Origin of the sequence: Pantoea sp. GbtcB22 (assembly GCF_019091025.1) — a bacterium.
Classification (GTDB): domain Bacteria; phylum Pseudomonadota; class Gammaproteobacteria; order Enterobacterales; family Enterobacteriaceae; genus Pantoea; species Pantoea leporis.
Genome location: NZ_JAGXKB010000002.1, coordinates 187,737 through 201,432 on the forward strand (window position 1 = coordinate 187,737; position 13,696 = coordinate 201,432).

General features: G+C 56.4%; 12 protein-coding genes. 8 read left to right on the top strand and 4 right to left on the bottom strand.

Features of this window, described 5'->3' with window-relative positions:
* Positions 1-73: 73 nt before the first annotated feature.
* A complete protein-coding gene (locus KVT28_RS08770; protein WP_192235365.1) occupies positions 74-577 on the bottom strand; it encodes a CS1 type fimbrial major subunit in 504 nt (167 codons plus the stop codon).
* A 100-nt stretch (positions 578-677) separates the two neighbouring features.
* A complete protein-coding gene (locus KVT28_RS08775; RefSeq protein WP_217547784.1) occupies positions 678-1,475 on the bottom strand; it encodes a fimbrial protein in 798 nt (265 codons plus the stop codon).
* Between the two features lie 490 nt (positions 1,476-1,965).
* On the opposite strand from KVT28_RS08775, the gene KVT28_RS08780 reads away from it, so the two are divergent.
* The 8 genes from KVT28_RS08780 (at position 1,966) to KVT28_RS08815 (ending at position 11,807) form a co-directional block, all read left to right on the top strand.
* A complete protein-coding gene (locus KVT28_RS08780; protein WP_192414654.1) occupies positions 1,966-2,838 on the top strand; it encodes a hypothetical protein in 873 nt (290 codons plus the stop codon).
* A 159-nt stretch (positions 2,839-2,997) separates the two neighbouring features.
* Positions 2,998-4,611 carry an ABC transporter substrate-binding protein gene (locus tag KVT28_RS08785; RefSeq protein WP_217547786.1) on the top strand — a complete coding sequence of 538 codons (1,614 nt, stop codon included), beginning with the start codon at positions 2,998-3,000 and terminating at the stop codon, positions 4,609-4,611.
* 231 nt (positions 4,612-4,842) lie between these two features.
* Positions 4,843-5,367 (top strand): GNAT family N-acetyltransferase, encoded by a 525-nt coding sequence (locus tag KVT28_RS08790; RefSeq protein ID WP_101761768.1) that lies wholly within the window; start codon positions 4,843-4,845, stop codon positions 5,365-5,367.
* A 36-nt stretch (positions 5,368-5,403) separates the two neighbouring features.
* A complete protein-coding gene (locus KVT28_RS08795) occupies positions 5,404-7,017 on the top strand; it encodes an ABC transporter substrate-binding protein (RefSeq protein WP_217547789.1) in 1,614 nt (537 codons plus the stop codon).
* A gap of 12 nt (positions 7,018-7,029) precedes the next feature.
* Positions 7,030-8,022, top strand: coding sequence for an ABC transporter permease (locus tag KVT28_RS08800; protein WP_217547791.1), 993 nt, complete (start codon positions 7,030-7,032; stop codon positions 8,020-8,022).
* The gene (locus tag KVT28_RS08805; RefSeq protein WP_154157335.1) at positions 8,019-8,852 is read left to right on the top strand and encodes an ABC transporter permease; all 834 of its coding nucleotides are present in this window, start codon (positions 8,019-8,021) and stop codon (positions 8,850-8,852) included. Before KVT28_RS08800 ends, KVT28_RS08805 begins: the two co-directional genes overlap by 4 nt.
* Positions 8,849-10,456 carry an ABC transporter ATP-binding protein gene (locus tag KVT28_RS08810; protein ID WP_192414647.1) on the top strand — a complete coding sequence of 536 codons (1,608 nt, stop codon included), beginning with the start codon at positions 8,849-8,851 and terminating at the stop codon, positions 10,454-10,456. Before KVT28_RS08805 ends, KVT28_RS08810 begins: the two co-directional genes overlap by 4 nt.
* Before the next feature lie 10 nt (positions 10,457-10,466).
* A complete protein-coding gene (locus tag KVT28_RS08815; RefSeq protein WP_217547794.1) occupies positions 10,467-11,807 on the top strand; it encodes an LLM class flavin-dependent oxidoreductase in 1,341 nt (446 codons plus the stop codon).
* 112 nt (positions 11,808-11,919) lie between these two features.
* Here KVT28_RS08815 and KVT28_RS08820 read toward each other — a convergent pair whose 3' ends face one another.
* Positions 11,920-12,714: a phosphate/phosphite/phosphonate ABC transporter substrate-binding protein gene (locus tag KVT28_RS08820; RefSeq protein ID WP_110867077.1), complete on the bottom strand. Its 795-nt coding sequence runs from the start codon at positions 12,712-12,714 to the stop codon at positions 11,920-11,922.
* A complete protein-coding gene (locus tag KVT28_RS08825; protein ID WP_217547796.1) occupies positions 12,602-13,669 on the bottom strand; it encodes a fatty acid desaturase in 1,068 nt (355 codons plus the stop codon). The genes KVT28_RS08820 and KVT28_RS08825 overlap by 113 nt, the downstream gene beginning before the upstream one ends.
* Between the last annotated feature and the right edge of the window lie 27 nt (positions 13,670-13,696).

A 13,696-nucleotide genomic window follows, 5' to 3' on the forward strand; every position in this document is an offset into this window, starting at 1 on the left:
GCATCCTGCTGAAAAAGAATAATAAGGGGGCCGAGCGGCCCCCCGAAATAATTGATCAGTCAATGCCGACAAATTAGCTCTGCGTGGTGGCCTGTGTAATTAACAGGCTCACTACGCCGGTATAGGTGCCGGTTGCCAGCACGCCCGGCGTGGTCTGCGAGATTTTCAGTGGCAATACTGACGAACCGTTTGCGGTGCCCGCCGGGAACAGCGAGGCGTAAGTCAGGGCCGTGTTCGTGGTGGTGATCGGTTTTAAATCCGCACCCAGCGTGACGGTCAAAGGTACCGCTGTACCGGTAACGGTATTGTTAAGCTGAGCGGCACTCACCAGCGCAACGTTGATATTGGCAGTTTGCGAGTTCGACCAGATTTTGGTGTCCAGAGAATAGGTAGATAAACCACGGCCCGGAATATATTGCATATTAATGGTGCCGGGTAATGCGGTTCCGTCCGCCTGCGTCATATCCACCGTCGAATCAACATTCGCATTCACCGTAATATCTTTCTGCACCGCCTGTGCATTAAATACAGCCGTTAACGCAGCAGCGATGACTAGTGGTTTGATTAATTTTTGCATTTGTAGCTCCGTGAAAATCCTTGTACTGGCCGTAAATGACCGTCTCATGGGTAATGAACTGCTTTATAACAAACAGGTTGTTATTCCTTTAATACGTTGATCAGTGTCCGATAACGTACTCGGCGATATTTCGCGTATTGAGATCAACATGTTTTATTCTGACTTCCTGAGCAGCGGCTAATTCTGCCGAACTCCAGGCTTTAAAACGCAATGTCTCATCCGGATAAACCGTGGCGTGTTCTTTTTTCCACTGACAGCTGCTGCTGCTATGTTGTTTTGAGCAAACCGCGACCTCACGAATCACTACGCGAACCGTGCCAGCGTTTTTGACTTCGCCTGATGCTGATTGCGTGAGCGATAATCTGGCCTTACGCGGCGGAATATGTACCAGCACGCCCCAGACTAAATTGATGCCGACCTGGTTGCTGATGTTATTATTCTGCGGCGATTTATCTTTCAATTCATCCGGGGCAGCCACGGCCTCGAAGTAAACGCGCCAGGCGGTCTCTTTTTCTGGCGGTTGTAATGAAATCAGCCGAATAATGCGTTGTGAACCGGAAGCCAGCGCGAATTTATCTGGAGTGGCGATAAGCGATGGCGAAACGGCATCTTCAACCAATATTTCTTTTTCAAACGGTGTTGCAGGGCGCTCAATTCGCTTGATGCTGACGCGAATAAACTGCGCTTCACCGCTTTGCGATAATGTCTGCACCTGTGCCGCACCCTGATTATTTAGGGTGACTTCCATCGGATAGACACTCATATTCGCCCATGCCGCTGGCATGGAAATAAAACCCATGAGAATCAGTGGGTAAGCGAGTTTTTTCACCAGAGTGTTATGGCTTAAAATAGCCATTGAAAGGCCGTGACGCAGTGTCTTATGCGGTGAGTCGTCCATGATAAATCCTTATAAATTCCATCAAAAATCTGTCGGATATTCCCTGTATGAATAGGCTTGGCTATTAACCAGTCTCACTTAACCAAGTGGAATAACCGTGCGTTAAGAAAGTTCTCATAGGGGCTTTGTTAAGTCACTGTCCATTTTTGTGGTTAATTTTTTTTAAGCCGTGCTACAAAGGTAATGCTTGAGGAAATATCGCGACCTAACTTAATGAAATAATTGTAAAAACAAAGATCAATTTTCAGGCTTAGAAATGGGCATGTTAGCTCAGAATAAATCAAGCTTTACATAAAATAGTCCATTGATGGTAAGATCGTGCCCAGAAGGGCAAAAAGACCCATGTTAATCTTAAAATATTAACCTCAGAAATAATACCTCCATAAAGCATCATCAACCGCCTCTCAACAGGATTTAAATAAATCCAGGAGCATGAGGGTGATTTTTAGAAAAATTTTATAATTGATAACCAGGCACACCACACAGCAATATGAAAAGCAAACAGCAACTCACAGCATTAATTCACCAACGCGCAGCCGAGATTAAGTCAAATGACAACATCTCATTAGTTATGCAGAAGCATTACAAACTGTTGTTCAGACTGTATCTGACTAAGCCGCTCTATTTTAAAGTCATTTTCAAAGCCAATCGCTTTATTATTGGCTCGGCCATCATGGCGTACGCCTTCACCTCAGCAAACCCAACGCTGCGTGATGTAAAAGACTTTTGTAAAAAAACCGGTCTGATTAGCGACAACACTATTGATTCCTTTCTGCTCTTTATTCGGGTAGGTGGGCGTATGGAAGTTAAAAAGGACGCGCAGGATAAACGAAAGTTAACCTACACGGTGACCCGCAAAGCGCTGGATGAAACGCGGGCTTTAATTAATACCATGATGATTCCTTACGGTATGTTGTACGACGATTTCGATGTTTCGGCTTGCCTGAAAATGGAAAACTTTCATGCGGAATACTTCAAAAATTACGCTGAAATCACGCTCAAGCATGTTTACTTGTTCGATATGGTGCCAGAGAGTAAAGCCTTCATTTTCAGGGATGCCGGGCACATGCTGTTGATGGATCTGTACATCGAGAGTCTGCAACAAAAAACCACTGTTATTGAGTACAACTACCTGAAAGCGTCAGTGAAATGTGGGGTTTCGCGTTCGCACATTAAACGCTGCCTGCAGGACGCTGAAGCAGCCGGGTTGCTGACGCTGAATAAAACCAGTAATACGCTCATTTTGCATCTCTCCTTTATGCACATGGCGCTGGATTATTTTGCGGTCTATATGGCCATGGTCGAGTACGGATTACGCGGTTTATCGGGTGTGCCTCCACTACCGGCGAGCCTGTCACGATAATCTGTTTTTTCGCTGATTAGTGAATTGCCAAATCCAACAAATCGATTGCCACTATTGTCGTTTTACATTTATTTGTCCGGGTTTTAATAATTCAGCGGGAATTAATACAGGCCAGATTAAGGCCTTACATAATATTTACCTGCAATTACCAAGGACACTATGAAATTAACTTCAATAGCTTTGGCATTAGGTTTTAGCCTCCTGGGAAGCACGATTAACGCCGTGGCCGCCGACCAACCGGTAAGCGGCGGCAGCCTGACGGTCGGTGTTGAAACCGAGCCGACCACTTTCAACCCGCAGCTTAACGGTCAGGACAAAGCGGAAATCACGCTGCGTAACTTCTGGGAATCGCTGCTGGCGCGCCGCCCGGACGGCAGCTTTGTGCCGTGGCTGGCGCAGAGTTATGAAGCCAGCCAGGATGGCAAAGTGATCCGCTTTAATCTGCGTCAGGACGTCACCTTCTCTAACGGCGAGAAGTTTGATGCCAACGCGGTGGCAGATAACTTCCGTCAAACTCAGGTCGCGCAATACTGCGCCGGCACCAGTTTGTGCCTGATGGGTTCGCATATTGAGAAGATTGAAACGCCGGACGATCACACGGTGGTGATCACCCTGAAAGAGGTCTACTCACCGTTTCTGTCCTTCGCTGCGGGCTTGCAGATTCTGGCGCCGGCCAGCTGGAAATCTCCACAGCTGAAATCGGGCGGCAAAGATCTGGCGGGCACCGGGCCGTTTATTCTCGAAAGCTATGAGAAAGGCCAGCAGGTGACCTACGTTAAAAATCCAAAATACAACTGGGCGCCAGCCACCGCGCAGCATCAGGGACCGGCGTATCTCGATCGCGTGACCTATCGCTTCCTGCCGGAATCTTCGGTGCGCACCGGCGCGCTGCTATCTGGTCAGGTTGATGCCATTGAAGGCATTTCCGGTAACGATGCCGGTGAGTTCAAAGACAATCCCGACTTTACCTATCAGCATGCGTTGAACACCGGTACGCCATATTCTCTGTTCCTCAACGTGGAATATGGCCCGACGAAGGATGTGAAAGTGCGTCAGGCATTACTAAAAGGGTTGGATATCGATCCGCTGCTGAAGTCGGTGTATCGCGGCGAACGCACCCGCGCGTGGGGCATCACGTCACCCATCGATCCGCTTTACAACAAAGAGCTAGAGGGCAAATACGGCAACAATCCGGATGCGGCCAACAAGCTGCTGGATGAAGCGGGCTGGAAAACCCGTGATGGTGAAGGCTTCCGCACCAAAGATGGCCAGCGTCTGCGCATTGAGCTGATTCAGGCACAGGCAACGGTGCGCGACCAGCGCGATGTGCTGCTGCAGGCGATTCAGGCGCAGGCGCGTCAGCGTCTTGGCGTGGATCTCAAGCTGAACTACGTTGATTCTGGTACTTATGCCGATGTGCGTAAAAGCGGTAAGTTCGGCACCATCGCTAACTCCAACACGCCAACCGATGGCGTGGATATCGAAAACCACTATCGTCCGATCGCTCAGGGCGGCGCAATTAACTATAGCCGCGTCAACGATGAGAAGATCAATGGCTTGCTGGATAAAGCCGCCAGCACGCTGGATCTTAAGAAACGCCGCGATTTCTACAGCCAACTGCAGCAGGTCGCATTAACGCAACTGGCATTGGCAGTGCCGCTCTACGAACCGGAAGATCAGTTAGCCACCGCCAGCTACGTGCACGGCTACGGTTTCCGCAGCTATAAGCAGATGCCAGAAAGCGTTTACGATGTGTGGGTGAGCAAGCACTAAAAAAACCGCATATATTCGTAGCGGCGCGATTTATCGTGCTCAGTTGATTTTTAAAAGTCAAAACAGCGTAATTAATTGTGCCGCTACGATATGTGCATTAATTAAATAGTTTCATCTGCCGCTAAATTATTGCATTGCCATATTCAACAAATCGATTGCCGTTATTCTCGGTTTACTTTAATCCGCCGGATTTTAATACTTTCGGCAGGATTGAATAAGGAAATGGTCACCATGAGTCAGCTAATTGAAGTTGCCAAGCCCGACGATGCGGAAGAAATATTTGCGCTATTGCAACGCGCCTATGCTGCGCTGGTGGCGCTGGATGTGCATTTCACCATTTCACAGGGCAACGTCGAGCAGGTGCGCCGCGTCATCGAGCAGGAAACCGTGCTGGTGCTACGCAAATGGAAACGCGCGGTGGCGACCGTCACGGTGCGTTTTCCGTGGCAGCAGGATGAACATGCGCCTTCGTCGCTGCCGTTTATCCACTGGTTCGCCGTCGACCCTGATTACAAAGGACAGGGCTACGGCCGCGACATCATTACCTACGCCGAAGAAACCCTGCTGAAAGAAACGCTGAAAGCGCCGGGCGTCTATCTCGCCACCGCCATCAAGCATCCATGGCTGAGCGAGCTCTATCTGCGTCGCGGTTATCAACCGTTCCATCACCGTACCAATCCATTAGGCGAAGCGCTGGTGTTTCTGAAAAAGGAATTCAACCCGCCAGCCGATCAACCCATCGCCAAAATCGCCTGAATAACTAAAAAAGCACCTGCAACCACCAAGGATCTTATGAAAGCGAATTCAATCACTCTCGCGCTGGGTGTGACCTGCCTGCTGGGAAGCGCATCTCTTTTTGCCGCTGAGCAACCGCGCAGCGGCGGCAGCTTAACCTTCGGCGTCGAAACTGAACCCGTGCCGTTTAACCCGCAGCTGAATGGGCAATCCAAAGCGGAAGTGACGCTGCGTAACGTGTGGGAATCGCTGCTGGCGCGTCGAACCGACGGCAGTTTCGTACCCTGGCTGGCAGAAAGTTATGAGGTCAGTCCGGACGGCAAAGCGTATCGCTTTAGCCTGCGCCGCGACGTCACCTTTTCCAACGGCGAGAAGCTGGATGCCAACGCGGTGGCCGAGAATTTCCGCCATGTGCAGGATGCAAAGTATTGCGCCGGCAGCAGCATCTGCGCGTTGGGCGCGAGAATTGCCAGCGTGGCGACGCCGGACGATCACACCGTCACCATCACGCTGAAGCAGGGCTATTCGCCGTTCCTGTCGTTCGCCGCCAAATTGCAGATTCTGGCACCGGCCAGCTGGAACTCGCCGCAGCTGAAAGCGGGTGGCAAAGAGATTGCGGGCACCGGGCCGTTTATTATCGAGAGCTACGAAAAAGGCCAGCAGGTGACATTCGTACGCAACCCGCACTACAACTGGGCGCCCGCCACCGCTAAGCATCAAGGCCCGGCCTATCTGGAACGCGTGACCTATCGCTTCCTGCCGGAATCCTCGGTGCGTACCGGCGCGCTGCTGTCCGGGCAGCTGGACGCGATTGAAGGGATTTCCGGCAATGACGCCGGTGAATTCAAAGACAATCCCGACTTCACTTATCAGCACGCGCTGAACACCGGCACGCCGTATTCACTGTTCCTTAATGTGGAATACGGCCCGACGCAGGATGTGAACGTGCGTCAGGCATTACTACAAGGGCTGGATATCGATCCGCTGCTGAAGTCGGTGTATCGCGGCGAACGCACCCGCGCGTGGGGGATTACTTCGCCGGTCGATCCGCTCTACAACAACGATCTCGAAGGTCAGTATGGTAACAATCCCGCTGCCGCCAACCAGCTGCTGGATGAAGCGGGCTGGCAAACGCGCGACAGCGACGGTTTCCGCACCAAAGACGGCCAGCGTCTGGGCATTGAAGTGATTCAGGCGCAGGCAACGGTGCGCGATCAGCGCGATGTGCTGCTGCAGGCGGTTCAGGCGCAGGCGCGCCAGCGTCTCGGCGTGGAGATCAAACTGCGCTATGTCGATTCTGGCACCTACACCGACGTGCGCAACACCGGCCACTTCGGCTCAATTGCTAACTCGAATACCGAAACCGACGGCATCGATATCGAAAACCACTATCGCCCAGTAAAAGCTGGCGGGCCGATTAACTACAGCCGCGTCAACAGCCCGCAAATCAACGGCTGGCTCGATCAGGCGGCAGCGACGCTGGATATTAATCAGCGCCGTAAATTCTACAGCCAGCTGCAGCAATACGCGCTGCGACAGCAGGCGCTGGCGATCCCGCTGTATGAACCAGAAGACCAGATCGCCACCGCCAGCTACGTGCACGGTGCCGGTTTCCGCAGTTTTAAACAGATGCCGGAGAACGCGTACGACATCTGGCTCAGCGACCACTAACAGGAGGCGAAGATGAGTCTGGAAAGCATTGTCACCCGCACGCCACGCGCGCGTCGGCCATCGGTGTGGCGCAGCGACCTGACGCGCCGTATCGTCAGCCGCCTGCTGGGCGGCGTTCTGGTGCTGTGGGCGGCGGTTTCGCTGGCCTTTCTCGGCGTGCATCTGGCGCCGGGCGATATCGTCAGCCTGCTGATCGGTGAGCAGTTGCGTACGCCAGCCATTGAGGCGGCGATCCGCGCCGAATGGGGCCTGAACGAACCGCTGTGGTGGCAATATCTGCACTATATGTGGCGCGTGCTGCACGGCGATTTTGGCCGTTCTTACATGCTCAACACTGAAGTTAGCCATCTGCTGGCCACGCAGCTGTGGCCCACCATCAAACTGACACTGGCGGCGCTGCTGGTCAGCATTGTTTTTGCGGTGGTGATTGCCGTCGGCACCGCGCATCGTCGCATTGGTCGCCGCGTGGCTAACGGTGTCGAGCTGCTGCTGGCCTCCACGCCCTCTTTCTGGATGGGTATCGTGCTGCTGTTTATTTTCAGCTTTACGCTGCGCTGGTTCCCGGTGGCGGGCGATCGCTCGCTGTCGTCGCTGGTGCTACCGGCGCTGGCGCTCGGTCTGGCGCAGGGCGCGGTGATCGCTCAGCTGCTGCGCCGCGAGCTGGAGCGCGCGCTGGATGCGCCATTCACCCTGACGCTGCGCGCATGGGGCATGGGGGAAACCACTATTCGTCTGCGCCACGCGCTGCGTCATGCGGCGCTGCCTGCCGTCACGTTAACCGGCTGGCTGGTAGGCGGATTGCTGAGCGGCGCGGTGATTACTGAACAGGTATTTGGTCGTCCCGGCCTTGGCAAACTGACCGTCGATGCGGTGCTAGCGCAGGATCTGCCGGTGGTGCTGGCGGTAGCCATTCTCTCGGCGCTGATCTATGTGGTGATGAGCACCTTGGTTGACATCCTGTCGCTGTGGATTGATCCGCGTCTGCGCGGGGAGAGCAAATCATGATTGCCGTGCTGCAACGTCTTCCGGTTGCGCTGCCCGCCGCGGTGTGGGCAGCGATTCTGTTTCTGATTGTATTGGCTATCGCGGTGATCGCGCCGCAGTGGCTGGCGCACAGCGATCCGCTGCTGGCCGATCCGGTTAACGCGCAGCTGCCGCCGTCGGCGCAGCACTGGCTGGGCACCGATCAGCTGGGGCGCGATCTGCTGACGCGCGTGATCTACGGCAGCCGCTATTCGCTGCTGATCAGCGTGGCGGCGATGGCGCTGGCGGTGGTGTTTGGCACCTTGCTGGGATTGGTGGCGGCGCTGGCGCGTGGCGTGGTTGATGAGCTGTTGAGCCGTGCGGTGGATGTGATCTCCGCCTTTCCCGATCTGCTACTGGCGCTGATGCTGATCGCCTTTACCGGGCCCGGCACCAACAACCTGATTATCGCGCTCGGCGTTGCGTCGGTGCCGCGTTTTGCCCGCGTGGTGCGGGCACAAACCTACAGCGTGATGACCTCCGGCTACGTTGAGCAGGCGCGTACCTTTGGCCTGTCACGCTTCACGCTGATCACGCGCCACATTTTGCCGCACGCCATTGCGCAGGTGCCGGCGCTGGCCACGCTGGGGCTCGGCACCGCGATTATCGGTACCGCCGGACTGAGTTTCCTCGGCATGGGGCCGCAGCCACCGACCGCCGAATGGGGCCTGATGCTGGCGGAAGGACGCAATTATCTGCGTAACGCATGGTGGATCGCCGTGTGGCCGGGCGTGTTTATCACGCTGACGGTGATTGCGGTGAATACGCTGGGTCGTTACTGGCAGGCACGTTTTGAAGGACGATCCGCATGAGCCAGCCGTTTATTGATATCCAGAATCTCTCGATTCGTTTCGGGCCGCAGCAGGTGGTGAAAAACCTCAACCTGCAGGTCGCGGCGGGCGAATCCGTGGCGCTGGTCGGGGAATCCGGTTCCGGCAAAACCCTGACCGCGCGCAGCCTGCTTGGCCTGCTGCCGGAGGGCGCAGTATTAACCGCCGACCGTTTCACCATCGACGGCCGCGATATGCGCCACGCCAGCCGCAGCGACTGGCGCGCGCTACGCGGTCGCCGCATTGGTTATGTGTTGCAGGACGCGCTGGTGTCGCTCGATCCGCTGCGCCGCATTGGTCAGCAGCTGAGTGATGCCCTAAGCGCCGCCGGTCATCGCAACAATTTGCAGGACAAAAGCCTCGCACTGCTGAAGGCGGCGGGCATTCACGATGCCGAAAGCCGCCTCGAACGCTATCCGCATCAGCTCTCGGGCGGCCAGCGCCAGCGTGCGTTAATTGCTACCGCGCTGGCCGGTACGCCAACCTTATTGATCGCCGATGAACCGACCACCGCGCTGGATATGACGGTGCAGCGCCAGATTCTGCAACTGCTGGCGCAGCGCCGCCGCGACGGCCACGGCCTGCTGCTGATCAGCCACGATTTGGCGGTGGTGGCGGAACTGGCGGATCGCGTGCTGGTGATGCGCGATGGCGAAGTGGTGGAGCAGGGCAACAGCGGTCCGCTGCTCCATCGTCCACAACACGCCTGGACGCAGCGCCTGCTGCGCGCGGTGCCAACGCCCGCCACGCGCGGACTACGCCTGAGCGCGGCTGAGCCGACGCCGCTGCCGCCGCGCCCGACACCCAGCAGCGCACCGTTGCTGGAAGGCATCGGCCTGCATAAAGCCTATGGCGATCGCCTGGTGCTCAACGACATCAACTTCACGCTGCACGCCGGAGAGACGCTTGGCGTGGTCGGCGAATCCGGCTCCGGCAAAACCTCGCTGGTGAAAGTGGTGATGGGCTTAACCGAACCGGACAGCGGCACGCTGCTGCTGGAAGGTGAGCGCTGGGATCGTCTGCCGGAGAAAGCGCGCCGCGCCCGGCGTGCGCGCTTGCAGCTGATCGCGCAGGATCCGTTCAGCTCATTCGACCCGCGCTACACGGTAGAGAAAATTATCGGCGAAAGCCTCGATAGCGCCGGAATTTACGGCGATGCGCGGCGTCAGCGCGTGCGTCAACTGCTCGATGAAGTGCAGCTCGGCGACCGCTTCCTGCAGCGCTACCCGCAACAGCTTTCCGGCGGTCAGCGCCAGCGCGTGGCGATTGCGCGCGCTTTTGCACCGAATCCGGCGCTGCTGGTGGCTGATGAACCGGTCAGCGCGCTCGATGTTTCGGTGCAGGCGCAGGTGCTGGATCTGCTGGCCGATATGCAGGCTGAACACGGCACCGCGCTGCTGTTTATCTCTCACGATCTCGGCGTGATCCAGCATCTGGCGGATCGCGTGCTGGTGATGCAGAACGGGCAAGTGGTGGAGAGCGGGGCGCTGCAGCAGGTGTTCGCCGCGCCGCAGCATCCGTGGACGCAAAAACTGTTACAGGCGCTGCCGGTCATTCCTGACTGGCAGCCCGCGAACGCATACTAAGGAGAGCAGAATGAGTCAGACACAATGCCAGCTGCGGCTGGGCGCGATTATTCAGGGCGTATCCGGCAACATGTCGGCATGGCGTCATCCCGATGCGGTGGCGGATGCCAGCATTAACATCGATTACGTGCTGGATCTGGCGCGTAAAGCTGAGCAGGCGAAGATCGATTTCCTGTTTGTCGCCGATGGCTTGTACATCACGCCGCAGTCGATTCCGCACTTCCTCAACCGTTTTGAGCCGATCACCTTGCTGTCGGCGCTGTCGCTGGTGACCCAGAAAATCGGGCTGGTCGCTACGCTTTCTACCTCTTACAGCGAGCCGTTTACCGTGGCGCGCCAGTTCGCCAGCCTCGATCATCTGAGCGGCGGTCGCGTCGGCTGGAACGTGGTGACTTCGCCGCTGGAAGGATCGGCGAAAAACTTCTCGCGTAGCAGCCATCCAGAACACGACGAGCGTTACCGCGTTGCCAGCGAGTATTTGCAGGTGGTGAAAGGGCTGTGGGATTCGTGGGAAGGCGATGCCTTTGTGCGCGACAAACAGAGCGGAGAATTCTTCGCCGCCGACAAACTGCATACGCTAAATCATAAAGGACACTACTTCTCGGTGCAGGGACCGCTCAACGTCGGTCGCTCGCCGCAGGGCCGTCCGATTGTGTTCCAGGCGGGCGCGTCGGAAGCGGGCAAAGCCTTTGCCGCCGAAGCCGCCGATGCCATTTATACGCGCCAGGAAACGCTGGAGCAGGCGCGCGAGTTTCGTGAAGACGTGCGCCGCCGGCTGGCGGCACGCGGGCGTGATGCCGATGATATCCGTGTGTTCCAGGGCATCAGCGTGATTATTGGCGAAACGGAACAGGATGCCGAGCGCCGCTATCAGCAAACCGCCGAGCTGGTGACCATCGATAAAGCGCTGGAGTATCTTGGTCGCTACTTCGAGCATCACGATTTCAGCCAGTACGCGCTGGATGAAGCTTTCCCGGACATTGGCGAGCTGGGCAGCAACAGCTTCCGCAGCACCACCGACAAGATCAAACAGAACGCGCGCGAACGTGGCTTAACGCTGCGCCAGGCGGCGCTGGAAGAAGCGACACCGCGTCCGAGTTTCCTGGGTACGGCGGAGCAGGTTGCCGAAGGGCTGGCAAACTGGTTCCTGCAGGGCGCAACCGACGGTTTTATCGTGCGTGGCGGTACGCCAACGGCGTTTGATGATTTTGTGGCGCAGGTCATTCCGCTGTTGCAGGCGCGGGGTATTTATCGCAAAGAGTATGAAGGCGAGACGCTGCGTGAAAATCTCGGCTTGCCCGAACCCGAGAATCAGTTTGCGGCGCAGCGGCACAGGGTCGAAGTGGCTTAAAGGTCAAATGAACGCGATGAAACGCGCCGCTACGAATATGTGCGCTTTATGTGTACGGTAATCAATCACCGCACATTCCGTAGCGGCGCAATTTATTGCGCAATGTTGAACATCACAACGCCGTCACGCCCAGCGCGGCGGCGCGATCTTTCCACTCCCGCACTTCGTCATAAAACGCCCGATCGCTCACGCTGAATCCACTAATCAAACTCTCCGCTAACAGATCCTGATAACGCTTTTCGCTGGTCAGTTCGCTCAACGCACTGCGCAATTTCTCGAGGGTTGCTGCATCGGTTTTGGCTGACGTAATCAGCGGCAGCGCGGCGCACAGCGGTGTTTCGCCGATGATCTCCAGCCCCGCCAGCTCCTGCGGGAAATTGCGGCGCAGCAGCGCCCAGGTGATGCAATCAATCGCCGCGATATCCGCCTCGTCCGCGCGCAACGCCGCCAGCGACTGACGATGGCTGCCGCTGAAGCGGGTTGCGCTGAAGAATTTCCCGTCCTGCGCCAGCGGCGCAATCACGTAGCGCAGCGAGTTGAAACCGGAGTGGGAATCGTTGCTGTTGCACACCGCGCGCCGTCCGCGAAAGTCGCTTAGCGTCAGGTTCTCATCTGCGCTGCGCACTACCAGCCAGCTGCGATAGCGCTGGCCGTCGCAGCCCTGGGCGCTGGAGTGAAAGGTGCCGACCAGCTGCACATCCGGCAGCAGTTCCACCAGCGGATAACCGCAGGTTTGGCTCAGCAGCAGCTGGTCATCGCGCCAGTGCGGCAGTAAATCCTGCGGCCAGCTAACTTCAGCTGGCACGCCGCGTTGTTGCAGCAGCGTCGTTAGCGCTGAGGTCAGGCCGATAGTCGCCTGATGGTTGATGTCGTACATCGGTAACGAAAGAGTGGGCATCCTGTGCATCCTTTTGCGTACCCGGATGGGCATTAACCTCGACCGATTTGCGCCAGAAGCGGGTTATCCATTCGCCATAACCGGCGACGCGAAAACCGTGGTTACGCTGGTGATAACCATCGCGATACAGCAAATAGACTTTGCGTAATCCGTACCACGGCAAACCGGGTAGATCGTGATGTACAGAATGATAGTTGAGATTGAGGAACAGCAAACGCCATGGCAACGCGGCTTCGTTATTGACCGAGCGCGCCAGCGGCTCCTCGTCGGCACGATGCTCGTAGAAGGATCGCACTTTGGTCAGCATCAGCGCCGGATAACTCACCGTCAGCTCCAACCACAGCGGCGAGAAGCCAAGCAGCGTCATCCAGTAAAACAGCCCGCTCAGTAAGGTGAGATGAATAATCCACATCGCCATCGCCGGTTTATCGCGCTGGATAAAGGCATGCACCAATGTTTTGAGGGTCGCGCCCATATCCAGCAGCGGGCCGATCAGCAAACGTCCGGGAAAGGTGTTGCGCAGATGAATCACCTGCTGCTGCCACGGCTTGAGTTGAGCCCAGCGCTCAGGCGAAAGGTAGTAGGTTTCTGGATCTTCATCGGGATCGGTCAGCGTGTGGTTGCGGTGATGCGCCAGATGCGAGTCGCGGTATAAGCCATACGGATACCACACCGCCAGCGGCAGCGTGCCGAACAGCTGGTTGAGACGGGGAAAACGCGTCGGGTGGCCGTGAATCAACTCGTGCTGCAGCGACATATACCAGGTGGTAAACAGGACCAGCAGCAGCGTGCTCAGCGTTAACCCCAACGTTCGCCAATAGACAACGCTGGCGAACCAACCGCCGTACACCGCCACCATCAATAGCCACGTTGGCAATTCGCTACGCCACAACCAGCTGCGCGCCAGTTGATGCACCACGTCACGCTGTTGCGCACTGAGATAGGCGGATGTCCCTTTACTCATGGTGAAGCCGAACCTGTAAACAGTAAT